This is a genomic window from Prescottella sp. D32 (genome assembly GCF_037287305.1).
Classification (GTDB): domain Bacteria; phylum Actinomycetota; class Actinomycetes; order Mycobacteriales; family Mycobacteriaceae; genus Prescottella; species Prescottella equi.
Map to the genome: position 1 here is coordinate 551,272 of NZ_JARBSW010000002.1, position 22,837 is coordinate 574,108.

24 protein-coding genes are annotated in these 22,837 nt (G+C 69.1%); 14 read left to right on the forward strand and 10 right to left on the reverse strand.

Features of this window, described 5'->3' with window-relative positions; all coding sequences use genetic code 11:
• Window positions 1-64 precede the first annotated feature (64 nt).
• On the forward strand, window positions 65-1,702 hold the full coding sequence (locus PSS76_RS12200; RefSeq protein WP_337456223.1) for an ABC-F family ATP-binding cassette domain-containing protein: 1,638 nt from the start codon (window positions 65-67) through the stop codon (window positions 1,700-1,702).
• 68 nt (window positions 1,703-1,770) lie between these two features.
• Here PSS76_RS12200 and PSS76_RS12205 read toward each other — a convergent pair whose 3' ends face one another.
• From PSS76_RS12205 to PSS76_RS12215, 3 genes are all read right to left on the reverse strand, one after another.
• Window positions 1,771-2,964 carry a Dyp-type peroxidase gene (locus PSS76_RS12205; protein ID WP_337456224.1) on the reverse strand — a complete coding sequence of 398 codons (1,194 nt, stop codon included), beginning with the start codon at window positions 2,962-2,964 and terminating at the stop codon, window positions 1,771-1,773.
• Window positions 2,957-3,535, reverse strand: a complete 579-nt coding sequence (locus tag PSS76_RS12210) for a copper chaperone PCu(A)C (protein WP_064077091.1) — start codon at window positions 3,533-3,535, stop codon at window positions 2,957-2,959. Before PSS76_RS12210 ends, PSS76_RS12205 begins: the two co-directional genes overlap by 8 nt.
• Window positions 3,536-3,652: 117 nt before the next feature.
• Window positions 3,653-4,195, reverse strand: a complete 543-nt coding sequence (locus tag PSS76_RS12215; RefSeq protein ID WP_013415076.1) for a hypothetical protein — start codon at window positions 4,193-4,195, stop codon at window positions 3,653-3,655.
• Between the two features lie 101 nt (window positions 4,196-4,296).
• Here PSS76_RS12215 and PSS76_RS12220 point away from each other — a divergent pair, with 101 nt between their 5' ends.
• The 5 genes from PSS76_RS12220 (at window position 4,297) to PSS76_RS12240 (ending at window position 8,807) form a co-directional block, all read left to right on the forward strand.
• On the forward strand, window positions 4,297-4,587 hold the full coding sequence (locus tag PSS76_RS12220) for a helix-turn-helix transcriptional regulator (protein WP_005515034.1): 291 nt from the start codon (window positions 4,297-4,299) through the stop codon (window positions 4,585-4,587).
• Window positions 4,580-5,131, forward strand: a complete 552-nt coding sequence (locus PSS76_RS12225; RefSeq protein WP_013415074.1) for a hypothetical protein — start codon at window positions 4,580-4,582, stop codon at window positions 5,129-5,131. The genes PSS76_RS12220 and PSS76_RS12225 overlap by 8 nt, the downstream gene beginning before the upstream one ends.
• Window positions 5,128-6,027, forward strand: a complete 900-nt coding sequence (locus PSS76_RS12230) for an ABC transporter ATP-binding protein (protein ID WP_337456226.1) — start codon at window positions 5,128-5,130, stop codon at window positions 6,025-6,027. Before PSS76_RS12225 ends, PSS76_RS12230 begins: the two co-directional genes overlap by 4 nt.
• Complete coding sequence (locus PSS76_RS12235) at window positions 6,024-7,226, forward strand: ABC transporter permease (RefSeq protein WP_337456227.1); 1,203 nt, start codon at window positions 6,024-6,026, stop codon at window positions 7,224-7,226. The genes PSS76_RS12230 and PSS76_RS12235 overlap by 4 nt, the downstream gene beginning before the upstream one ends.
• Window positions 7,227-7,301: 75 nt before the next feature.
• A complete protein-coding gene (locus tag PSS76_RS12240; protein ID WP_069856200.1) occupies window positions 7,302-8,807 on the forward strand; it encodes a carboxyl transferase domain-containing protein in 1,506 nt (501 codons plus the stop codon).
• A gap of 31 nt (window positions 8,808-8,838) precedes the next feature.
• On the opposite strand, the gene PSS76_RS12245 is transcribed toward PSS76_RS12240, so the two are convergent.
• Window positions 8,839-9,450, reverse strand: coding sequence for a TetR/AcrR family transcriptional regulator (locus PSS76_RS12245; RefSeq protein WP_337456284.1), 612 nt, complete (start codon window positions 9,448-9,450; stop codon window positions 8,839-8,841).
• A 78-nt stretch (window positions 9,451-9,528) separates the two neighbouring features.
• On the opposite strand from PSS76_RS12245, the gene PSS76_RS12250 reads away from it, so the two are divergent.
• Both PSS76_RS12250 and PSS76_RS12255 read left to right on the forward strand, forming a co-directional pair.
• A complete protein-coding gene (locus PSS76_RS12250) occupies window positions 9,529-9,915 on the forward strand; it encodes a DUF1304 domain-containing protein (RefSeq protein WP_069856202.1) in 387 nt (128 codons plus the stop codon).
• 28 nt (window positions 9,916-9,943) lie between these two features.
• Entirely contained in the window at window positions 9,944-10,948 is a 1,005-nt protein-coding gene (locus PSS76_RS12255) for an NADP-dependent oxidoreductase (protein WP_337456228.1), read from the forward strand.
• Window positions 10,949-11,018: 70 nt separating this feature from the next.
• Here PSS76_RS12255 and PSS76_RS12260 read toward each other — a convergent pair whose 3' ends face one another.
• Both PSS76_RS12260 and PSS76_RS12265 read right to left on the reverse strand, forming a co-directional pair.
• Window positions 11,019-11,699, reverse strand: coding sequence for a GOLPH3/VPS74 family protein (locus tag PSS76_RS12260; RefSeq protein ID WP_306256261.1), 681 nt, complete (start codon window positions 11,697-11,699; stop codon window positions 11,019-11,021).
• Window positions 11,700-11,723: 24 nt separating this feature from the next.
• Window positions 11,724-12,083 carry a hypothetical protein gene (locus tag PSS76_RS12265; protein WP_064057954.1) on the reverse strand — a complete coding sequence of 120 codons (360 nt, stop codon included), beginning with the start codon at window positions 12,081-12,083 and terminating at the stop codon, window positions 11,724-11,726.
• A gap of 338 nt (window positions 12,084-12,421) precedes the next feature.
• On the opposite strand from PSS76_RS12265, the gene PSS76_RS12270 reads away from it, so the two are divergent.
• From PSS76_RS12270 to PSS76_RS12290, 5 genes are all read left to right on the forward strand, one after another.
• Window positions 12,422-12,982 (forward strand): RNA polymerase sigma factor, encoded by a 561-nt coding sequence (locus tag PSS76_RS12270; protein ID WP_064057953.1) that lies wholly within the window; start codon window positions 12,422-12,424, stop codon window positions 12,980-12,982.
• 39 nt (window positions 12,983-13,021) lie between these two features.
• Entirely contained in the window at window positions 13,022-13,891 is an 870-nt protein-coding gene (locus PSS76_RS12275) for a GAF and ANTAR domain-containing protein (protein ID WP_221285989.1), read from the forward strand.
• The gene (locus PSS76_RS12280; protein WP_069856203.1) at window positions 13,888-14,649 is read left to right on the forward strand and encodes a DNA alkylation repair protein; all 762 of its coding nucleotides are present in this window, start codon (window positions 13,888-13,890) and stop codon (window positions 14,647-14,649) included. Before PSS76_RS12275 ends, PSS76_RS12280 begins: the two co-directional genes overlap by 4 nt.
• A 166-nt stretch (window positions 14,650-14,815) precedes the next feature.
• The gene (locus tag PSS76_RS12285) at window positions 14,816-16,729 is read left to right on the forward strand and encodes a propionyl-CoA synthetase (RefSeq protein WP_064057952.1); all 1,914 of its coding nucleotides are present in this window, start codon (window positions 14,816-14,818) and stop codon (window positions 16,727-16,729) included.
• Window positions 16,730-16,965: 236 nt separating this feature from the next.
• Entirely contained in the window at window positions 16,966-17,805 is an 840-nt protein-coding gene (locus PSS76_RS12290) for a hypothetical protein (RefSeq protein WP_013415062.1), read from the forward strand.
• A gap of 12 nt (window positions 17,806-17,817) precedes the next feature.
• On the opposite strand, the gene PSS76_RS12295 is transcribed toward PSS76_RS12290, so the two are convergent.
• The 3 genes from PSS76_RS12295 to PSS76_RS12305 form a co-directional block, all read right to left on the reverse strand.
• Complete coding sequence (locus tag PSS76_RS12295) at window positions 17,818-19,017, reverse strand: NADH:flavin oxidoreductase (protein ID WP_005515049.1); 1,200 nt, start codon at window positions 19,015-19,017, stop codon at window positions 17,818-17,820.
• Between the two features lie 96 nt (window positions 19,018-19,113).
• A complete protein-coding gene (locus tag PSS76_RS12300) occupies window positions 19,114-19,539 on the reverse strand; it encodes a hypothetical protein (RefSeq protein ID WP_041673920.1) in 426 nt (141 codons plus the stop codon).
• Between the two features lie 38 nt (window positions 19,540-19,577).
• Window positions 19,578-19,934 carry a hypothetical protein gene (locus PSS76_RS12305; RefSeq protein ID WP_005515051.1) on the reverse strand — a complete coding sequence of 119 codons (357 nt, stop codon included), beginning with the start codon at window positions 19,932-19,934 and terminating at the stop codon, window positions 19,578-19,580.
• Window positions 19,935-20,085: 151 nt separating this feature from the next.
• Between PSS76_RS12305 and PSS76_RS12310 the strand changes: the two genes are divergently transcribed.
• Window positions 20,086-21,486: a DUF1254 domain-containing protein gene (locus PSS76_RS12310; protein ID WP_064079198.1), complete on the forward strand. Its 1,401-nt coding sequence runs from the start codon at window positions 20,086-20,088 to the stop codon at window positions 21,484-21,486.
• Here the strand turns inward: PSS76_RS12310 and PSS76_RS12315 are convergent.
• Complete coding sequence (locus PSS76_RS12315; RefSeq protein WP_337456229.1) at window positions 21,479-22,810, reverse strand: cryptochrome/photolyase family protein; 1,332 nt, start codon at window positions 22,808-22,810, stop codon at window positions 21,479-21,481. The genes PSS76_RS12310 and PSS76_RS12315 overlap by 8 nt on opposite strands.
• Window positions 22,811-22,837 lie beyond the last annotated feature (27 nt).

Sequence of the window (22,837 nt, forward strand, 5' to 3'; positions counted from 1 at the left end):
CCCGTGAGCTCTGGCGCCCGCAACCTCATCGCACGGGCGGATGCCCACCTGGGACAATCGACCCGTGACTGCAACACTGCGTATCTCCGGCCTCTCCGCATCCCGGGGCGAGCGCACGCTCTTCTCCGATCTCGACCTGACCGTCGCGCCCGGCGACGTGATCGGCCTGGTCGGCGCGAACGGCGCCGGGAAGTCGACGCTGCTCACGACGCTCGCAGGGGTCGGGAACGCGGACATCGAGGGCACCGTCACGCTCAGCCCGCCCGATGCGACCGTCGGCTACCTCGCGCAGGAACCCGACCGGATCGAGGGCGAGACGGTACTCGAGTTCCTCGGCCGACGAACCGGCGTCACCGCCGCCGAAACCGCGATGAACGCCGCGGCCGAGTCGCTCGCGGACGGCGGGGAGGACCTCTACTCCCCCGCCCTCGACAAGTGGCTCGCCCTCGGCGGCGCGGATCTCGCCGAGCGTGCCGAGAAGGTCCTCGCCGATCTGGGTCTCGACGTCACGGGCGACGCCCACATGACGGACCTCTCCGGTGGACAGGCCGCACGGGCGGGCCTGGCGTCGTTGCTGCTCTCGCGCTACGACGTCCTGCTGCTCGACGAGCCGACCAACGATCTCGATCTGCCCGGACTCGAGCAACTCGAACAGTTCGTCGCCGAGACCCGGACGGCGCTGGTGGTGGTCAGTCACGATCGGGAGTTCCTGGCGCGCACCGTCACCGGCATCGTCGAACTCGATCTCGCGCAGCAGCAGATCGCGGTGTACGACGGCGGGTACGAGTCGTACCTCGCCGAACGCGAGGTGGCCAGGCGGCACGCGCGCGAGGCCTACGACGAGTACGCAGGGAACCTGTCGGCACTCGAGGACCGCGCACAGATGCAGCGCAACTGGCTCGAGCACGGCGTCCGCAATGCGCGCCGCAAGGCCAAGGGCGGCGACGCGGACAAGATGGGCCGCAAGGCACGCGCCGAGTCCACCGAGAAGCAGGCCGCGAAGGCGCGGCAGACGCAGCGCCGGATCGAGCGGCTCGAGGTGGTCGAGGAGCCCCGCAAGGAGTGGGAGTTGCGGATGGAGATCGCCGCGGCGCCGCGCAGCGGCGCGGTCGTGGCCACGCTCAGCGGTGCCGTGGTCCGCCGCGACGCGTTCACGTTCGGTCCCGTCACCGCACAGATCGACTGGGGTGACCGAATTCTCGTGACCGGCCCGAACGGGTCCGGCAAGTCGACGCTGTTGAAGGTCCTGCTCGGGAAGCTGCCACCCGACGAGGGCACCGCAACCCTCGGCTCGGGTGTCGCGGTGGGCGAGATCGACCAGGCGCGTGGACTTTTCGAACGCGACGAGCCGCTGGCCGACGCATTCGGCGCACAGGTCCCCGACTGGCCCGAGGCGGACGTCCGCACGCTGTTGGCGAAGTTCGGACTCAAGGGTCACCATGTGCTGCGGTCCGCGGCGTCGCTGTCGCCGGGCGAACGCACCCGCGCGGCGCTGGCGCTGCTGCAGGCCCGTGGGGTCAATCTGCTGGTCCTCGACGAGCCCACCAACCACCTCGACCTGCCCGCGATCGAGCAGCTCGAGCAGGCGATGGAATCGTTCACCGGCACGCTGCTGTTGGTCACCCACGACCGTCGGATGCTGGGCACCATGCGGCACACCCGGCGCTGGCACATGGACGGTGGCGGGCTGACGGAGGAGTAGGCGCTTCGCGCCCGTGCGCCTTTTCGGTAGCTGGAACCACCAAAAAGGCGCACGGGCGACGAAGTCGCCTAGGCGAGCAGACCCTGCCCCAGGTACTCGCCCTTCCGGCACCCCGGGAGGATCGCGAACACCGCCGAGCCGATCGGCGTCGACCACTGGTTGAACATGTCGGCCTCCGCCAACCGCTGCTGGACCGGCAGGTACTGGGCGTCGACGTCGGCCTGGTAGGCGACGAAGATCAGCCCCGAGTCGGACACTCCGATGCCGTCGGGGGCCTCGTCGTAGTTGTACGCCCGGCGGTGGAAACGCTCCCGCGGCGCCATCGGGCGGGCTCGCGCGATGTGCGAGAACTCGGGGATGATCTTCAAACCGCCGCGGCCGGTGGCGTCGAAATCCGGTGCGTCGTGCTCGGATTCACCGGTCAACGGCGCGCCGTCGGACATCCGCCGGCCCATCACCTCGTCCCGTCCGGGCTGGTCGAGTTCGTCCCACCCGTCCAGGTCGAGGTGGATCCGCCGGATCACCACCGACGTCCCACCCGCGAACCACGGCTGCTCGGCGCCGTCGTTCCACACCACTTGCGCGAAGTCGTCGCTGCCGGACGCCGGGTTGACGGTGCCGTCGACCTGCCCCATGAGGTTCCGCATCGTGGTGCCCTCGGGTTCGCTGCCCCGGGCCCGACGGAAACCGCGCTGGACCCAACGCACCGTCGCGGTGCCCCGCGCGGCCTTGAGCAGCACCCGCAATGCGTGCGCCACGGTGACAGGGTCGTCCGAGCCGACGTGCAGCAGGAGGTCACCGCCGTTCCAGCGGTCCTCGAGCTTGTCGATCTCGAACGGCGGCAACGGCTTGCACCAGGACGGCCGCTTGTCCTCGACCGCCGCGGCACGGAACGCGCCCGGTCCGAAACCGACCGTGACGGTGAGCCGCGCCGGTGCTGTCGCGAGGTCCGGTTCGGTGTCGGCGAGGGCGCCGCGCCCCTCGGTGAGACGCGCGGCGTCGTCGGTCCACACCCGCATCAGCCGCACGAGCGCGGCCCGGTCGGTGCCGGGACGCACGTCGAGGCCCACGAACGTGGCATGAGCCTGTGGCGTGGTCTCGATCCCGGCCTGGTGTTCCCCGTGGAACGGGACGGTCTCCGCGACGACGTCGGCCTTCGCGGGACGCGCGGCGACGGTGCCGGCGCCCAGACCGAGGCCGACGCCGCCGACGGCAGCGGCGGCACCGACCCCGAACAGTTGACGACGGCTGAGGTCAGCCACCGTGCGCCTCGCCCTGGCCGTGGTCCTGCATCGCGCCGTCCATCCCGCCCGGCGTCTCGCCGTGCGATGCACCGTCGCCGTAGTCCTCGCGGGCGCCGGTGAAGTCGCGGACCTGCGCGGTGAACTGTGCCGTCGCGCCGTCGGCGAACGTGAACGTGAACGGGACGTCGCTGCCGGCCCGGACCGGCGCGGGCAGATCGAACAGCATGATGTGGTCACCGCCCGGCGCCAACTCGTACGAGCTGTTCGCCTGGACGACCACCCCGCCGTCCTTCTCGCGCATCTTCATCGCACCGGTGCCGTCGGGAGCCATCTCGTGCAGTTCGACCCGGGGCGAGACGCCGGTGGTGACGGACGTCAGGGTGACGTCGGAATCCGAGTCGTTGACGATCGTTCCGAACATCGCAGTCATGCCGGAGTCGGCCGCCTTGACCCAGGAATCCTCGAACGAGATCGCCGAGGTGTCGGTCGTCGAACCGGATTCCTCGGAGTTGCTGCAGCCGGTGAGGACGAGTGCCGTTGCCGCGGTCACGCCGATCGCAAGGGTGCGGGCGCGGGTGAATGCCTTCATGTACGTGTGCCTTTCGAATGCGGGCGCGCAGCAACCGACGACGGGCGCGCAACCCGCAGGGTGTGAGGGGACGCGCGTCGCCGGAGAGAAGGCCGGGGACGCGGTGAGTGAGAGAGGTCAGGCGCGGACGGGTGGGCCGCGGCGCGCGATGGGCCCTACCGCCACGAGCGAGCGCGCTGGGCGGATGTCGTCGACGACGTGCGGCAACGCCGGTTCCAGACGGACCGGGAGGACCGCGACGATGCTGGGCAGGATCCGGCGCAGCGCGGCGGCGGCGCGGGGACCGACGAGTTCGGCGCCCGCGATGAGTACGGCGCACGCGACGACTGCGACCGAGTGGGCGAGCAGCATCGGCGTCGTCGAATGCGAACCCGAGTGCATCGCGCCGTGCGCATCACCGAGTGAGAGCGCGGAGTGCGAGAGCACCTGGCCGGTCGCGAGGACGGGAACGAGCCATCGACGTCGGGTGGCGAGCGCGGGAACCGCGATCACCGCGGCAGCCAGGACCGCGGCGACACCGCCGAGCAGAAGGAACGTCGACCCCCGCGGTGCGCCGCCTCCGGCCAGTCCGTGCGCGCCGATCGCGAGCGTGACGACGGATGCAGCGACAGCGAGGCCACGCACCTGGCGTGCGAGCTCCTCACCTGGGCCGATCCGCATGCCCAGAGGTTACTACAGGCAGTCGTACCCACCGGAGATCGGAGCCCGTGGACCGTTGTCTCGATTTGACACATCGTTAGGTTTTCCCAACGATGTGTTGCATGAGTCCGGTGCGACGTGGGGCGAGTCTCCCCATCTTCAATCGCATCGCCGTGCTGCGCGCCGAACGCAAGATGACCCGCGCGCAGCTCGCCGAGCTGATCGAGGTCAACCCGCAGACGGTCGGCGCACTCGAGCGGGGGGACCACTACCCCAGCCTCGACCTCGCGCTGCGAATCTGCACGGTCTTCGATCTCCCAGTGGAGGCGGTCTTCTCCCGAACCGAGTTCGGGCCGATCAGCGCCGAGTTGTACCGAGCCGACCGATCACGAGGAGGCGACGACCATGGCTGACCCCGGCTTGCTCGAGCGGTACCAGGATTTCCGCACCCGGCGGTTCCTGAAGAACGAGGAGCAGTTCAAGCACTGGCTACCGGGTTGGCGAACCCGGTCGAGACGGCGCATCCTCGTCGTCACCCTGGCGGTGATTCTGGGATGCATGCTCGCCGTCGGCGCGATCTGCCTGACGAACATGCGCGTCGGCCCGCTGTTGTGGCTGCCCGCCTGCCTCGCCTTCATGGCGGTCTGGACGGCGCTGCAGATCGTCTCGGGACGCCAGGGCGATGCGCCTCGCCATGCGCTCGACGAATGGGAGGTCCAGCAGCGCGACAGCGCCCGCTCGATCGGCCTCACGGTCACCCAGGTCCTGACCTTCGTCCCGGCGATGTTCCTGATCGTCGCCGGCTCACTGGACCTCGACATCGACCGATCCAATCTCACCTACTCCGCCGGACTCTTCGTCCTCACCACGCTGATAGCCGGCGCGTGTTCGCCGGCGATGATCCTGGCGTGGACGCGCCCCGACCCCGAACCCGACGACCACGAGGAGACCACATGACCGGCCAGACCCTCACCTTCGACGGAATAGCCAAACGCTACGGCGACGTCGTCGCGCTCGAGAGCCTGAGTTTCGACGTCCGTCCCGGCGAAATCTTCGGCTTCGTCGGCAGCAACGGGGCCGGCAAGACCACCGCGATGCGGATCGCTCTCGGTGTGCTCGCCGCCGACCGCGGCGAGGTGCGTCTCGGTGGCAAGCCCGTGGACCTCGAGGTCCGCCGCTCGATCGGCTACATGCCCGAGGAGCGCGGCCTGTATCCGAAGATGAAGGTGGGTCGTCAGCTCACCTACCTGGCCGAGCTGCATGGTCTTTCGCGGGCCGAGGCGGCCGACGCCGCGAGCCGGTGGACCGAGCGTCTCGGCATCGCCGCACGCGTGAACGACGCCGTCGACGCGCTCAGTCTGGGTAACCAGCAGCGCGTGCAGCTCGCCGCCGCGCTGGTCCACGACCCTGCCGTCCTGATCCTCGACGAGCCGTTCTCGGGCCTGGATCCGGTGGCCGTCGACGTCATGAGCGACGTTCTGGTGGAGAAGGCGAACTCGGGTGTGCCCGTGATCTTCTCGAGCCATCAGCTCGACCTGGTGCAGCGGCTGTGCGACCGGGTCGGGATCATCGCGAACGGGCGGATGAACTCGATCGGCACCGTCGACGAACTCCGTGGCAGCGGCGACGTGCTCCTCGACGTCCACGCACCCGCCGCACCGTCCGGGTGGGCCGACCACCTGTTCGGGGTGACGACCGTCAGCCACGCCGACGGCCGCACGGTGTTGGCACTCGGTGCGGGGGCCGACGACCAGGCCGTCCTGCATGCCGCTCTGAAGACCGGACCCGTCCACGAGTTCGCGGTCCGCAAGCCGTCCCTGACCGAACTGTTCCGAGAGGTGGTGTCCGCGTGAGCGAACGCAGCGGACTGAACCCGAGCCGCGCCATCGCACTGGTGGCCCGGCGCGAATTCCTGACCCAGGTGCAGAAGAAGAGCTTCCTGGTCAGCAACGTGATCGTCCTGATCGCGATCATCGGCGGCATCGTCGCCGCATCGATCTTCTCCGGCAAGGACGACGAGTCCCGCTCGAAGGTGGGGCTCGTCGGCGACCAGTCGCTGAGTGCGGCACTGGTCGCGACCGGCGACGCGGCCGGCAACCCCGTCGAGGTGACCGGGATCGGCGACGAGCAGACCGCCCGCACGCAGGTCGAGGACGGTGACCTCGACGTCGCCGTCGTGCCGGGCAGCGGGGGCGCGGTCACCGCGATCACGAAGTCCGAGATCGACTCCTCGCTGCGCGTCGTGCTCGACGGTGCGGTGGCCGCCGAGGCCCAGAGCGCCGCGCTGGCCGCCCAGGGCGTCGACGCCGCGCAACTGGCCGAGAACACCGCGTCGGCAGTCGTCACCGTCGACGCCATCGATCCTCCGGACCCCGAACGTGGACAGCACATCGCGCTGTCCACGGCGGTGGTGGTCCTGTTGTACATGCAGATCCTCGCGTTCGGCATGTACGTCGCGATGGGCGTGGTCGAGGAGAAGTCGTCCCGCGTCGTCGAACTGCTGCTGTCGACCCTGCGTCCGCTGCAGTTGCTGTGGGGCAAGGTGATCGGCATCGGCGCCGTCGGTCTCGCACAGTTGACGGTGTACGGCGTCGTGGGTGTCGGCGCGGGCGTCGCGACCGGGGTCCTCACCCTCGGCGGCACCGCCTGGGGCACCCTGCTCGGCACGCTGGGCTGGTTCGTTCTCGGCTTCGCGTTCTTCGCGGTGCTCTATGCCGCAACAGGTTCGATGGTCTCGCGTCAGGAGGACGTCAACTCCACCGCGATGCCGTTGACCATCCTGATCATGGCGATGTTCTTCGCCGCGTTCAGCGCCGTGCAGAACCCGGAAGGCACACTGTCCAACGTGCTCAGTTGGATTCCGCCGTTCTCGGCGATCCTCATGCCGCTGCGCATCGCGGCCGGTGTCGCGAGCGCCACCCAGATCGCCGCCACGGTCGTGCTCATGCTGATCGTCACCGTCGCGATGTCCGCGATCGCCGCCCGCATCTACCAGCGCTCGATCCTGCGGATGGGCAAGACGGTCTCGTGGCGTGAGGCACTCGCGCGGTAACTAGGCTGGAGCTGTGCCGGCCGCCGTCGTCTCCGGACGACGGCGGCCGTTCCGTAGAGAAGTGGAGGAAGGCCCGTGCCCGCGAACAAGGTTTCGGCTCGCGAACTGATCGGCCAGGTATTCGACGCCGACAGCTTCGAATCGTGGGACACCGCACCGCTCGAGATCGATCCCGACCCGAAGTACCGGGCCGAACTCGATGCGGCAGCCGAGAAGTCGGGCGCCGACGAGTCCGTGCTCACCGGGACCGCACTGCTCGGCGGGCGCCGCGTGGCCGTGATCGCGTGCGAGTTCTCGTTCCTCGCCGGCTCCATCGGCGTGGCCGCAGCGGAACGGATCGTCACCGCGATCGAGCGCGCCACCACCGAGGGTCTCCCGCTGCTCGCGTCGCCCACCTCGGGCGGCACCCGCATGCAGGAGGGCACGGTCGCCTTCGTGCAGATGGTGAAGATCGCGGCCGCGATCGCCGCCCACAAGTCCGCTCACCTGCCGTACCTGGTGTACCTGCGCAATCCCACCACCGGTGGGGTGTTCGCATCGTGGGGGTCGCTCGGTCACGTCACCATCGCCGAACCCGGCGCGCTCGTCGGCTTCCTCGGCCCGCGTGTGTACGAGGCCCTCTACGGCGAGAAGTTCCCGGAGGGCGTGCAGACGTCGGAGAACCTGTACCGCAACGGTGTGATCGACGGAGTGGCGTCGACGACCCAACTGCGTGACCTCGTCGACCGCGCCCTGCACGTGCTCGTCGACTCGCCGGGTGACGACCACACGATTCCCGAACCGGCCGACTCCCAGGACATTCCGGACGTCCCGGCGTGGCAGTCGGTCATCACGTCGCGGCGCGACGACCGTCCGGGTGTGCGCGAGCTCGTCCGGCACGCGTCGTCCACCCGGGTGCCCCTCAGCGGCACCGGCCAGGGCGAGGTGGACTCGACCGTGCTGCTGTCGCTGGCCCGGTTCCACGGTCAGCCGTGCGTGCTGTTCGGTCAGGATCGCGCGGGCCAGTCGGCGCTCAACACGATGGGGCCGGCAGCGCTGCGGGAGGCCCGCCGCGGTATGCGGATGGCGGCCGAACTGCGGCTACCGCTGGTGCTCGTGATCGACACCCTCGGCGCGGCTCTGTCCAAGGAGGCCGAGGAGCGGGGCCTGGCCCCCGAGATCGCGCGCTGCATCTCCGATCTCGTGACGCTGCGCACGCCCACCGTGTCGGTGCTGCTCGGTCAGGGCACCGGCGGCGGCGCTCTCGCGCTACTGCCCGCCGACCGCGTCCTCGCCGCCCAGAACGGCTGGCTCGCACCGCTTCCACCGGAGGGGGCGAGTGCCATCGTGCACCGCGACGTCACCCACGCACCCGCAATGGCGGCGGCGCAGGGCATCCGGTCGCTCGACCTGCTACGCGACGGTGTCGTCGACGCAGTCGTTCCCGAAAGGCCCGACGCGGCGATCGAGCCGGTCGAGTTCTCCCGGCGCGTCGGCGCCGCCATCGCCCGCGAACTCGTCTCCCTGCGCGGGGTCCCCGGCGACGATCGGATGTCCGCTCGACTCGGGCGCTACCGCACGCTGGGACTGCCCGCGGACTGAACGACGGGTCGCCCCCGTTACCGGGGCGTGACTACGCGGTGGTTCGCCGATTCCGGGCGGCGGACCACTCCGCCAACTGCTCCAGCGCGGTTCGCGCGAGCGCCGCGGCCTCGTCCCGATTGACCCGGGACAGCAGCAGCGCACTGATCGACAGCGACGTCAGGAGACGGGTGCGATGGACGATCCGGTCGGCGGAGGCCTCGGGGTCGAGGGCGCGCAGCGCGTGCGCCAGCGCCGCCGCCAGCTCCGATCGGTAGGCGTCGACCACCGCCCGCTGGGCGTCGTCGTGCGCAGCGAATCCGGCCGCGCTGTTGAGAAGCAGGCACCCGCGCCCGGGGTAGTCGTCCGGCAGGGACTCGATGGCCTCCACGACACCGCGGTAGTACCGGGAGGCCGCGTCGGGCACGGTGGGCTCGTGGGTCAGGATCCGCAGTCGCGGGCGGACCACGCGGTCCAGGTAGTCCTGCACGGCGGCATCGAAGAGACCCCGTTTGCTACCGAACGCGTTGTACAGGCTCGACCGGTTCAACCCTGTCACGCGTTCGAGGTCCGGAACCGAGGTGGCCTCGAACCCCTTGTCCCAGAAGAGGTCCCGCGCCAGAGCGACGACGGTGTCGGTGTCGAACTCCTGCACCCGCGGCATGACGACCCTCACTTCCCGTTGCGGAACGACCATTGCAGTATATATTGAAACGATCAGTTCAAAATAAGGAGAGTGACCATGGTCGTCGCGGGTCTGATCTTCGCCGCACTCGCCGGCGCGCTGCATGTCTACATCTTCTTCCTCGAGTCGCTGCGCTGGACCGCCCCGCGCACCCGCGCGACGTTCGGCACCAGCGCCGAGGAGGCCGCCGCAACCCGGGAACTCGCGTTCAACCAGGGCTTCTACAACCTTTTCCTGGCGATCGTCACGGCTGCCGGCATCGTCGCAGTCCTGATCGGCGCGACCGCAGTGGGTTCGGCGCTCGTGTTCGCCGGCACCGGATCGATGCTGCTCGCAGCACTGGTCCTGCTGCTCTCGTCGCCGGACAAGGCCCGTGCCGCGATCGCTCAGGGGACGCTCCCCCTCGTCACCGTCGTCCTCCTCGCACTCGGACTGATTCTCTGACCCCGCACACCCACGAAGGGACCGATCCATGTCGACCAGCACGCAGATCCAGCTCATCGCCCGCCCGGTCGGGTGGCCCACGCTCGACAACTTCCGGACTACCACCGTGGAGCTGCCGGACCTCGCACCCAACCAGGTGCGGGTGGCCAACGAGTTCCTCTCCGTCGACCCGTACATGCGCGGCCGGATGAACGACGTGAAGTCCTACGTGCCTCCGTTTGCGCTGAACGAGACCATGACCGGCGGCGCGGTGGGCCGAATCGTCGAGTCCACCTCCCCCTCCCACCCCGTCGGTGCCGTCGTCGTGCACGATCTCGGCTGGCGCGACGTGGCACAGGGTGACGCCTCGGGCTTCCGTGTGGTGGAGGAGATTCCGGGCGTACCGGTGTCCGCGTACCTCGGCATCCTCGGCCTCACGGGGCTCACCGCCTACGTCGGGCTGATGCACATCGCGCACCTGAAGCCGGGCGAGTCCGTGTTCATCTCCGGTGCCGCGGGCGCCGTCGGCACCGCCGCCGGACAGATCGCCCGGTTGGAGGGGGCCGCCCGGATCATCGGCTCGGCGGGGTCGGCCGAGAAGGTGGAGCTGCTCATCGAGCGCTACGGCTACAGCGTGGCGTTCGACTACAAGCGGGAACCGGTGCGGAAGCAGTTGCGGGAGATCGCCGGAGACGGCATCGACGTCTACTTCGACAACGTCGGCGGAGACCATCTCGAGGCCGCGCTGGACGTGATGAGGGACGGTGGCCGGGCAGCGTTGTGCGGCGCCATCGCCGACTACAACGCGACCGAGCGCACGCCGGGTCCCGACAACATGGCGAACATCATCACCCGCGGGCTGACGCTGCAGGGATTCACACTCGGCAACTACACCCACTTCTTCCCCGAGTTCGCCGCCAAGATGGGGCCCTGGTTGGCGTCGGGCGACGTCGTGTTCGACGAGACGATCGTCGACGGCATCGACAACGCGGTCGACGCCTTCCTCCAGCTGATGCGCGGCGGCAACATCGGGAAGATGCTGGTGCGGATCTGAACTCCCCCTTCGACCGAATGTCACATGCGTTCGGTTCGAGTGAACGCATGTGACATTCGGCCGGGGACCCTCAGGACGATCCGGCAGCCATCGCCGGCACCATGACCGCCACGAAGACGGCGCTGTTGATCGCGTCGACTGCCTTGCGGACCGCCGCGCCCGCCCATTCGCCGTCGGCGATCTCCTTGGCGCGCTTGCGGATCATCTTGCGGTCGGTGTCGGGAAACACCTTCGCCGCAGCGTCCACCGCGGACAGCAGGGAGATCAGTGCCGCGGCACGGGGCGTCGGATCGAGGCCCTCGACCAGCACCCCGGACAGTTCGTGACGCACCCCTCGCTCGTGGCTCTCGTCGACGGGCGGCCAGACCTTGGACGGGAAGATCCCGAGTACCTTGCGTCGGCTCTCGCGAACCCACCCGCGGTCGATCACCCGCTCGAACACCGCGGCCCGAACCTCGGAGTCGAGCTTCTCGATCGCCGCTTCCGGTTTCATCGGACGCCGGGCGTCCGCGACTACGCCGAGAGCGCGCGCGAGGATCGGGTCGGCGGGTGCCTCCGCCCGCCGTACCGCGAACCGGCCTCGCTCGACGTCCTCACCCTGGTCCGCGGGCGTCACGTACCCGTCGAGCGCCAGCTCGAGCAGCACCGCACCGGCCAGCACCCGAGGCAGCCGGGTGCCGTCGACGAGCGGGTCGCCCGACTCGTCGTCGAGTAGGAGCAGCAGCAGATCCTCGGCGATGAGCGACGTCATGGCCTTCACCGTACGGAACGGACGTCAGCAGGTCGACGGCGCGAACTCGCCGTAGGTGGTGCCGTCCTCTCGCCACCACTTCGACGCCCGGAGTTCGCCGACCACGGCGTCGAACGCGTCGACGAGCCACTCCCGGTCCGCGGAGGCGAGCGGCACATCGGCGCTGCCGAAGAACTTCACCGTCCACGTGCCGGGACCGCCGTCGGCCGTCGTGGCGAGATCCCCGCCGGCGTTGGTGGCGAGCAGGTACCGGCCCAGCTCGAACTCGACGCGAATGGCGTACGTGCCGCCCAGGTTGACGATGTTGGCAGGACGCTGCGTCGCCGTGGCCATCGCCACGAGGGCATCCGCGTACCGTTCGGTGTGCTCACGAGTCAGCGGCACGACGGGACCGCCCGTCGCTGCCTCGGCAGAGCGAAGCCCAGGTCGTCCGCACGCGCGACACCGACCCCTCGAACGATGCTGCGCAACTGATCGATTCGCGCGCTTATCGGACTTTTCCCAACGCTCTCACCTTCTCACGGACAACCTACGCGGTGTACCTGCTCTCCCACTCCGTTAGACGTTCCGAAGCGACCGAACCGAACACCGGCCGACTGTGATCTGTCACACATTTCCGGCGGCGGGTGGTGCTGCCTGCGGTTTGACGGTCGGTGCGTCCGATCGGGGTAAAGTCGGCGTGCCTCACTCCCGCGACGGCTTCGACGGGAGGAGTGTATTCAGTGACCGAACAGGCCGTGGACGGGCCGACGGCGCCCGACCATGTCTTGGGCCAGGACGGCCACCCCGACGGAACCTTCGCCGGATTCGTCGAGCGCTACGGCCTCGAGCTGCGCAGATACTGCCGGCCACTGGCGCCCGACGACGACGCCGCCGAGGACATCGTCCAGGAGACCTTCATCGCCGCCTGGAATCAGCTGTCCTCGTTCCGCGGCGACGCGTCGATCCGGACCTGGCTGTTCGCGATCTGCACCCGCAAGGTCCTCGACTTGCACCGCCGGCGTCGACCCGACGTCGTCGACGACGAAATCCTCCACACGATCCCCGATCAGCGCAGGCACGAACCGGCGACGGTGGTGTCGAGCAACGCGTTCCTCAACGCCCTCGACGGCGCATTGCGGCAACTCCCGCTGCGACAGCGAGCATCATGGGTGATGAGAGAAGTGGAATCGATGACGTTTCCTGAGATCGGCAAGGTGCTGGGCTTGAGCCCGGACGCGGCCCGCGGTCAACATCGGCGCGCGGCGGCGACGCTGGCCGTTCTGCTGGAAGAGTGGCGATGATTCCGTGGCACGGGCGGCGCACAGGAGGAGGCCGGCACCATGGTGCACATTGACCCACTGACGGACGGGCGAACACCGGACGACACGAGGAACAGAACGAACAGCACGAAGACGGACGGAACGAAGGCGGGCACGCGGCCGAGTGCCGCCGACGTCGTCGCTGTCGCGGAACAGTCCGATCTGTCCCCCACCGCACTCGCATCCCTGCTCGTGTCGCTCGGCGAGAGCATCACCGACGAGGACGATCTGGCGAATGTCCTGCAGCGAGTGACGGAGGTGGCGCACCAGGTGATCGACAACGCCGATTGCACCGGTGTGACGGTCGACTTCGGTGGACGCACCTACACCGCCGCCTACACCGACGGGCGCACCCTGCGGGTGGATCACGAGCAGTACGCCGCCGGCGAAGGGCCGTGCCTGCAGGCGTCGCGGACCCGAGAGACGGTCCTGGTGGACCTCGACGAGGCGACCGATCTTTGGCCGGCGTTCACGGAATCAGCTCGGGCGGAGGGGATTCGCAGCTTTCTGGCCGCTCCCCTGTTCGTCGACGACCACACCCTGGGCGCGCTCAACCTCTACGGCCGTGGACCGTCGGCCTTCGACGAGGTGGACGCCGACGTCCTCGAACTGCTCACCGGCACCGTGTCCCGGGCGATCGGCGAGTTCGCGCGCTTCAAGTCCGCGCGCGACGCCGCGGACGCGCTGCAACGCGCGCTGGAGACCCGGGCACCGATCGAGCAGGCGAAGGGCATGCTGATGGCCCTCCACCGGATCGACGCGCACCAGGCCTTCCAATTGCTGCGCAAGCAGTCGCAGACGACCAACACACGCTTGCGCGACGTCGCCCTGAATCTCGTCGAACAACTCAGCGCGCCAGAGGACTTCGCCGTCGACGAGACCGCCTCGTGACGCGGACAGGCGCCGCGGACGCGGTGATCGCCGCGCTGGCGGAAGTCGCCGACCCCGACGACGCCCGACAGCTCGCCCGGTTCTTCAAGACGGGGCCGGGCGAGTACGGCGAGGGCGACGTCTTCATCGGTGTCCGGGTGCCCGCGACCCGTGCCGTGGCCAAGCGGTTCACGTCGTTGTCGGCCGACGGTGTCGACGCGCTGCTCGACAGCCCCGTCCACGAACACCGGCTCGCCGGCCTGCTGATCCTCGTCGAACAGTTCGCCGCGGTCAGCCGGCCACGGGGTCGCGACGACGGCGCCCGTGAGCGCATCGCCGACCACTACCTCGCGACCGTCCTGCGGGGACGGGTGAACAACTGGGACCTGGTGGACCAGTCGGCCCACCCCATCCTCGGCGACTGGCTGTACGACCGGCCCCGGGACGTCGTGTTCGAGCTCGGCACCGACGACGACCTGTGGCGGCGCCGGGTCGCGCTGGTCACGACGTTCGGGTTCATCCGGCGCGGCGACGCGTCCACGACGCTCGATCTGGCGGCGCAGGTCCTGAGCGACCGGCGCGACCTCACGCAGAAGGCGACCGGTTGGATGCTGCGCGAGGTCGGCAAACGGGTGGACCGGGCGCTGCTGCTCGGTTTCCTCGACCGGCACGCCCCGCAGATGGGCGCCACCGCGCTCGGTTACGCCACCGAACACCTCGACCCGGACACCCGCGCGCACTACCGGCTACTCCGCGGTAACCACGCCCGGAGCAGATAGCCGCCGTTCATCGACCGTCGGGCACCATCCACCGCACGGACGCGCGGCGGACGGTCCGCTGCGCGGGCGATCTCCCGGCCGTCCAATAGGGTGTTGTGTGCATCACAGCTGCACACTCACGCGTGCGTCCCCGACGCAGTGTCAGGACCCGAGAGGACACGAATCGATGAGCACCGCCGAGCACGCATCCGGCGCCTACGCCGAGGCCTTCCGTCGGAGCGTGGAGGACCCCGACGGCTACTGGCTCGCGGCCGCCGAGGCCGTCGAGTGGGACACGGCGCCGACACGCGCCCTGGACGACTCGAACGCCCCGATGTACCGCTGGTTCCCGGACGCCACGCTCAACACGTGCTTCAACGCGCTCGACCGGCACGTGCGCGACGGCCGCGGTGATCAGGCGGCACTGATCTGGGACTCGGCGATGGTCCCGGCGCAGCGGACGTACACGTACGCCGAGCTGCTCGCGGAGGTGGCCCGATTCGCGGGCGTGCTGTCCGAGCAGGGCGTCGTGGCCGGCGACCGCGTCGTGATCTACATGCCGATGATCCCCGAGGCCGCGATCGCGATGCTCGCGTGCGCCCGGATCGGTGCCGTGCACTCGGTGGTGTTCGGCGGCTTCGCCGCCAAGGAGCTCGCGACCCGCATCGACGACGCACAGCCCGTCGTCCTGGTCACCGCGTCCGGGGGCCTCGAGCCGGGCCGCACCATCGAGTACCTGCCGATGGTCGACCAGGCGCTGGACATGTCGGCGCACCCGCCGCACACCGTGATCGTGAAGAACCGCGAGGCCGTGCCCGGGTCCGCAGGCGACTTCCGCGACCGGGGCGCCGCGTGGTTCGACTGGGACGAGCTGGCCGCCGACGCGAAGGACGCCGCCCCCGTCTCGGTGGCCGCGACCGACCCCCTGTACATCCTCTACACGTCGGGCACCACCGGGAAGCCGAAGGGTGTGGTCCGCGACAACGGTGGCCACGCCGTGGCGTTGACCTGGTCGATGCGCGACATCTACGACCTCGGCCCCGGCCAGGTCATGTGGACCGCGTCGGACGTCGGCTGGGTCGTCGGCCACTCCTACATCGTGTACGCGCCGTTGCTGGCGGGCGCGACCACCGTGATGTACGAGGGCAAGCCGGTGGGCACCCCCGACGCCGGTGCGTTCTGGCGAGTGATCCAGGAGCACAACGTCTCCGCGTTGTTCACCGCACCCACCGCGATCCGCGCGATCCGCAAGGCGGACCCGGAGGCCGCCGAACTCGCCAAGTACGACATCTCGTCGATGACGACGCTGTTCGCCGCCGGCGAGCGCCTCGATCCCGACACCTACGTGTGGGCCACCGAGAAGCTCGGCGTCCCGGTGATCGACCACTGGTGGCAGACCGAGACGGGCTGGGCCATCTGTGCGAATCTGCGTGGGCTGGAACCGATGCCGATCAAGGCCGGCTCCCCCACGGTCCCCGTGCCCGGTTACCGCGTCGGCATCGTCGACGGCGAGGGTTCTCCGGTCGGGGCGGGCACGGAGGGCAACATCGTGATCGCGCTGCCGCTGCCGCCCGGCACCCTGGCGGGGCTGTGGCGCGACGAGGATCGCTACACGAAGTCGTACCTGTCGACGTTCGACGGCTACTACCTCACCGGCGACTCCGGCTACATCGACGAGGACGGCTACGTGTTCGTACTCGGACGCAGCGACGACGTCATCAACGTTGCCGGACACCGCCTTTCGACCGGCAGCATGGAGGCGGTCGTCGCGTCGCATCCCGCGGTCGCCGAGTGCGCGGTGATCGGCATCCACGACGAACTCAAGGGCCAGCGTCCGAGCGGCTACGTGGTCCTCAAGGCCGGCGCGGAGATCGAGGACGACGTTCTGCGCAAGGAACTGATCGCGATGGTCCGGGAACAGATCGGCGCGGTCGCCACGTTCCGCGACGTCACCGTCGTGCAGGCCCTTCCGAAGACGCGATCGGGCAAGATCCTGCGCAAGACGATGCGGCAGATCGCGGACAACGACGAGTACACCGTGCCGTCGACCATCGAGGACCCGTCCGTCATCGACGCACTCGAGAAACTGCTGCGCGGATAGCGTGGCGCCCTGCCGAAAGGCCCCTCCCCACTGCGGGGTGGGGCCTTTCTTTTCGGATAAATCGGATATTCAGCACCAATTAGTACCAAACGACAATTTGGCTTAAATATCCAAAAGGGCAGGTCAGGACCACATAGAGGTTGACCATCACGGTTCGATCACGGTATGTTTACGAACAGGATCCAAGCGATCATCGGATTCGACACCATCAATTCGCACTCGCCCGAGGGGGAGAATTGTCCGTAGTCGCCACGCCATCCGTCCACGCTCTTCTGCGCGATCTCGTCGCGAACTGCACGCGCAGCCATTTCCTGGACGATCCGGAGGGACTCGAACTCTCGAACCAGGCCGCCCTCATGCGTGAGGTCGTCGTCACCGTGCAGGCCTGTCTGGCCCCCGACCTGGACGCCACCCGAGCAGCCGAGCGCCGGGACGCGGCGAGCGACCCCCACTGGTCCGACAGCCCCGGCCTGCGCCTGATCGCCGCCATCGCGCAGTACGAGGAGATTCTGTCCACCCTGCTGGACGCAGCCGCCCTCGTCGAATCGGGGCGCATGAGCACCGCCTGGACGCTCCTCGGATCGACGGCGGACCGCCTCCGGGTCCTCGCAGCCCTCGCATCGGCCGCCGGCGACGACGTCGCCCGGCAGCTGGCCGCCACGTCGGCACACGCCCGCGCGCGATTCACCGCTGCGGCCGCAACCGACGGCGTCGACCTCGGCCTGCCCGCGCCGTTCGAATCGGCGACGAACGTGGTAACCGCGCCCGCCCCCCTCGCACCGGGAGAGCCGCCGCGGGCGATCGCCCGGGTGATCGAACTCGCCACGCTGGGCGCCGCGACCAGCCGGGACGGCGGACCGCTCGACACGACTTCGCTGCACGGTTCGCCGCACCACACCGACTACGCACATCTCGCAACCGTCGGCGGCTACCAGTTCCACCTCGTACTCGACATCGTCCGCGCCGCAACCGATTCCCTCTGCAGCGTCGCCGGCGCCCTCACCGCCGAGCAGGTCTGGGCGGACTGGGCCGACGACGTCCGCGAGGCGATCGAATTCGCGTGGGACTGCATCTAGGACGCGTCCGCGTCAGCCTCCGATGCGCACCGGCCCCCGGTCGACCAGGACGCAGCGGGCGCCCGAGAAGATCGTCGGCATGCACTTGTTGCAGTGGATGCACAGCGACTTGGTGCGGGACTCGGCCTGGATCCGGTTGATCAGGTCGGGTTCGCGCAGCAGCGCGCGGGCCATCGCGACGAACTCGAACCCCTCGTCCATCGCCGTGTCCATGCCGGCCTTGTCGGTGACGCCGCCGAGCAGCACCAGCGGCATCTTCACGGCAGCGCGGATCTGCCGGGCCTCCTCGAGCATGAACAGCGGCTCGTAGGGGTAGGTCTTGATGAACGCCTTGCCCACCAACTGCACGCCGAGCTTGACCGGCTGCGGCATCGCGTTGGCGAAGTCGCGGACCGGGGCGTCGCCCTTGAACAGGTACATCGGGTTGAGCAGCGAACTGCCCATGGTCAACTCGAGTGCATCGAGGCTGCCGTCGGCCTCGAGCCACTGCGCCACCTGGATCGCCTCGTCCACCCAGAACCCGCCGGGCACACCGTCGTCCATGTTGAGTTTGGCGAGCACAGCGATGCGGTCGCCGACGGCCTCGCGGACGGCGCGGGCCGTCTCACGCACGATCCGCGCTCGATTCTCGAGCGATCCGCCGTAGTTGTCCTTGCGCTTGTTCAGCTTGGGGCTGAGGAACGAACTGGCGAAGTAGTTGTGGCCGAAGTGGATCTCCACGGCGTCGAAGCCGCCCTCGATCGCGAATCTCGCGGCGTCGGCGTGCGCCTGCGTGATCCGCGCGATGTCGGCGGAGGTCGCGGCGTGGATCCTCTTCATGCTCAGCGGGCTGAACGACGTCGACGGCGCCAGCGCCGGCAGCCCGTTCGACTTCTCGTTCGCGACGGGGCCGGCGTGCCCGATCTGCGCCGACGCCGCCGCACCCTCGGCATGGATCGCGTCGGTGAGCTCGCGAAGGCCCGGCACCACCTCGGGTCGCATCCACAGCTGACCGCGTTCGGTGCGCCCCTCGGGCTGCACGGCGCAGTACGCGACCGTGGTCATGCCTACACCGCCCGCCGCGGGCCGGCGGTGGAACTCGATGAGCTCGTTCGTGACCAGCGCCTGCGGGGTGCGCCCCTCGAACGTCGCGGACTTGATGATCCGATTGCGCAGCGTGATCGGGCCGAGCTTGGCCGGCGCGAACACGTCGGGGGCAGTGATCTGGGACACCGCGAATCCTTCCGTCGGGAGCGGCCCGAGGCTATACCGATGCCAGCGGTCTCGAAAGTAGGGGTGTCCACTGGGTGGGACGTTTCGGACCGGTGCTCAACGGCAGACCGTCTCCACGAGCCCGTAGATCTCGCGGGACTGCTCTCCTGTCGGCATCCGGCCCTCGTGCTCGGCCCGATCGACGATCCGCGAGCTCACCGCGTCCGGGTCGACGCGCCTGCCGAGATCGTCGCACGACTGCGTGGCGATCCCGGCGATTTCGGCATCATTGCGGTCGACGGCCAACTCGGGGTACCGGGCCCGGAAGGTCGCGACGAAAGCGGCCACCTGCGCGGGGTCGTAGGTCCCGAGTGTGGGCCGGGTGTGATCGTGGTGGTCCGTGTCCGACGGCATCACATCGGTGGTCGCAGCCGGTCCCCGGGGACCCGTGTCGACCGGGTGGTCGTGGACGTCACCGCAGGCGCCGGCGAACACGAGGGTCCCGATTGCGATCGCGATCCCCCCGAACGCCACTCTGGTCATACCTTCGGATTCCCCGACAGCGCGGTTCCGAAACCCGCTCAGCCGGCCACGCTTCGCACCGCGATGCCCAGATACACGAGCATCAGGACGAACAGGAACCATCCCGCCGCCTGCCAGATCGGCCATGTCCCGGCGCGGCGCCACACACGATAGGCCTGCACGAACGCTCCGATCCCACCGAGCAACAGCAGAGCCGACGGCACCACGACCACCACGATGCGCGCGGTGTCGGTACACAGTCGGCCCTCGTCGGGGGCGCAGTCACCGGCCCCCGACCCCACCACGATCGTGACGACCATCGCGATCAACGCGAGCACGATCGTCGCGCCGTCGTACAGCGCCGCCCGGCGAAATGTCTGCGGGTCCGACCACCGCTTCTCCACGTCGCGCGTCATGAGCCTCCCTTCAGGGCTTTTCGTTCAGACACGTACCCGTGACCGGGCGGAACGAAACCGGCACTCACCCCTCGCGGGTGAAGCCGACAGGGTTGCGGTGGGGTTCATTCGTGGGACAGGACTACCAGCCCCGCCGAGTGAAGGATCTGCAATGACGACAGCCGACCGGACGAACGATGCACCGTACGAGCTCCCCGGCGGATACCCGACCGCGGAATCCGCTGCCCGCGCGCGGGACGATGCCGACTTCCAGAGGGCGGTCACGGCATACCGGTTCTGGTACCCGACGGTGTCCGCCGAGGGGATCTTCAACGGCAACCGGGAGATCGGCATCGCCGACAACGAGTCGGTGGGAATCGCCTCGACTGGGCCGCTGCAGGTCGGCTTCACGCTCAACTCCGACACCCCTTACGGTGCGGCTGTGCTCGATCTGACCGACGGACCGATGGTGATCGAACTCCCGGCCGGTCCGTACATCGGGCTTGTCGACGACCACCACCAGCGTTGGATCCTGGACATGGGTATCCCAGGCCCGGACGAAGGGAAAGGGGGACGGCACGTGGTGCTGCCCCCGGGATATGCCGACGACGTCCCATCGGGTTCGCACGTGGGGCGGTCGAACTCGTTCAAGGTTCTGATGGCGCTCCGCGCACTGCCCATCGGCGGCGACATCGCCGGGGCACTGAAAGCGCTGCGCGAGGTGAAAATACACCGCCTGGGCGACGACACGGAGTGCCTCACTTTCGTGGACTTCAGCAACTTGCGGGTCGACAGCACGTGCCTGCGATGGGAGGACAACGTCGAGTTCTGGACCGTTCTGCACGGCGTCGTCGACAGCGAACCGGTGGTGGACGAGTTCCGGCCGATGTACGGACTGCTCGCCGGACTCGGAATCCGCAAGGGCGAACCGTTCGCACCCGACGCGCGAACCACCAGGATCCTGGCACGCGCGGCCAGGGTCGGCCGCGACCAGATGCTGGTATCCGCGTTTGCCAACTCCCGCCCCGACCGGATCGCATGGCCGAATCGTGCGTGGGAGTGGGTAGGGCTGGTTCCCGACAACGCCGACTTCGAAACGCCGATCGGGCTCGATCTGGAGGCGCGCGACCGCTGGTTCGCACAGGCGATCGTCGCGTCCCCGGCGATGTTCCGCAGGGAGGTCGGTGGCGGTTCCCTGTACTGGCTCGGGACGCGGGACTCGCAGGGCAACTATCTCGACGGCGGCGCCGAGTACACGCTTACGGTGCCCACCCCCGTCCCCGGGGGCTTGTTCTGGTCGCTCACCGTCTATGACGCCCAGACTCGGTCCCAGGTTCAGGCTCCACTGGGCCGGGCCGCCCTCCGCTCGCTGTTCGAAGTGCCTGAGGACGACTCGGGCTCGATCGATCTACGCTTCGGTCCGAACGCCCCTGCGGGAGAGGAGAACCTGTGGGTCGAGACCCTCCCCGGCCGGTCCTGGTTCGCGTATCTGCGAATCTACGGTCCACAGGAAAGTGCATTCGACGGCCGGTGGCGACCCGGTGATTTCGTCCGGATGCCCTCTCTCAGCTGAGCTCACCGTAGCGGGCCAGCGCCTCGCGCCGCTCCTCGGCGTGGTCGACTATCGGGTCCGGGTACGCCTCCGGCCGAGCGTCTTTCAGGGTGTGCACCGCCTTGCCGCGCACCCCGCGCAGTTCCGGCACCCAACGCCGCACGTAATCTCCCGTGGGGTCGAACTTCTCACCCTGCCCGGTCGGGTTGAACACCCGGAAGTACGGCGAGGCGTCGGTACCCGACCCGGCGGTCCACTGCCAGCCGTGCTGGTTCGACGCCAGATCGCCGTCGACCAGATGCTGCATGAAGAACCGCGCACCGCGCCACCACGGCAGGTGCAGGTCCTTCACGAGGAACGACGCGACGATCATCCGCACGCGGTTGTGCATCCACCCCTCGGACACCAGCTGCCGCATCCCGGCGTCGACGATCGGAAAGCCGGTGCGCCCCTCGCACCACGCCGCGAACATCGCGTCGGCGTCGCGGCCGGTGTCGTGACGCATGGCGTCGAACTTGGCGTCGTAGTTGCGGCGCGCACTGTCGGGACGCTGGAACAGGATGTCGGCGTAGAAGTCTCGCCACGCCACCTGCCGACGATACTGTTCGGCGCCGTGGCTGCGCTTGCGGGCCAGGTCGGCGAGCATCGTGCGCGGATGGATGTTCCCGAACTTGAGGTACACCGACATTCGACTGGTGGTGTCGAGGTCCGGGCGGTCACGCTCGGCGTCGTACCGGATCAGGTCGTCGTCACAGAAGGCGCTCCAGCGTTCCAGCGCCGCCGCCTCCCCCGCCGCCGGGCCCGGAGCCTCGGGGGCCGGAATTGCGTTGCGCGCCTTCGAGACATCGACGTCGTCCGGGTCGATCCAGTCGAGTGTGTCCGCACCCGTACTCGCCGGCGCGCGCCAGCCGTGGTCGAGCCAGCGCTTGAACCACGGCGTGAACACCTTGTAGGGGCTGCCGTCGTCCTTCGTCACCCGGCCGGGCGCGACCGCGTACGGAGAACCGGTCGTCACCAGGTCCACGTGCTCCGCGACGGCCGCGTCGCGCTCGCGTCCGTACGGACCGTAGTCGGCACTCACGTGCACTTCCTGCGCGCCAATCGCTTTCGCGACCAGAGGTACCACCTCGACCGGATTCCCTCGCACCACCAGCAGTCGTCCGTCCAACTGCTCGTCGAGCGCGGACAGGCTGCGGTACAGGAAGTCCCGTCGCGGACCGCCTGACGGGCCGAGCAACCGGTCGTCGAGCACGAACAGCCCCAGCGCCCGCTCCCCGGCGGCGCTCAGCGTCGGCAGATCACCCACCCGCAGGTCACGGCGGAACCAGACGAGCGATTGCGTCACGGCGTCCTCCTGATCGATAGCGTGCCC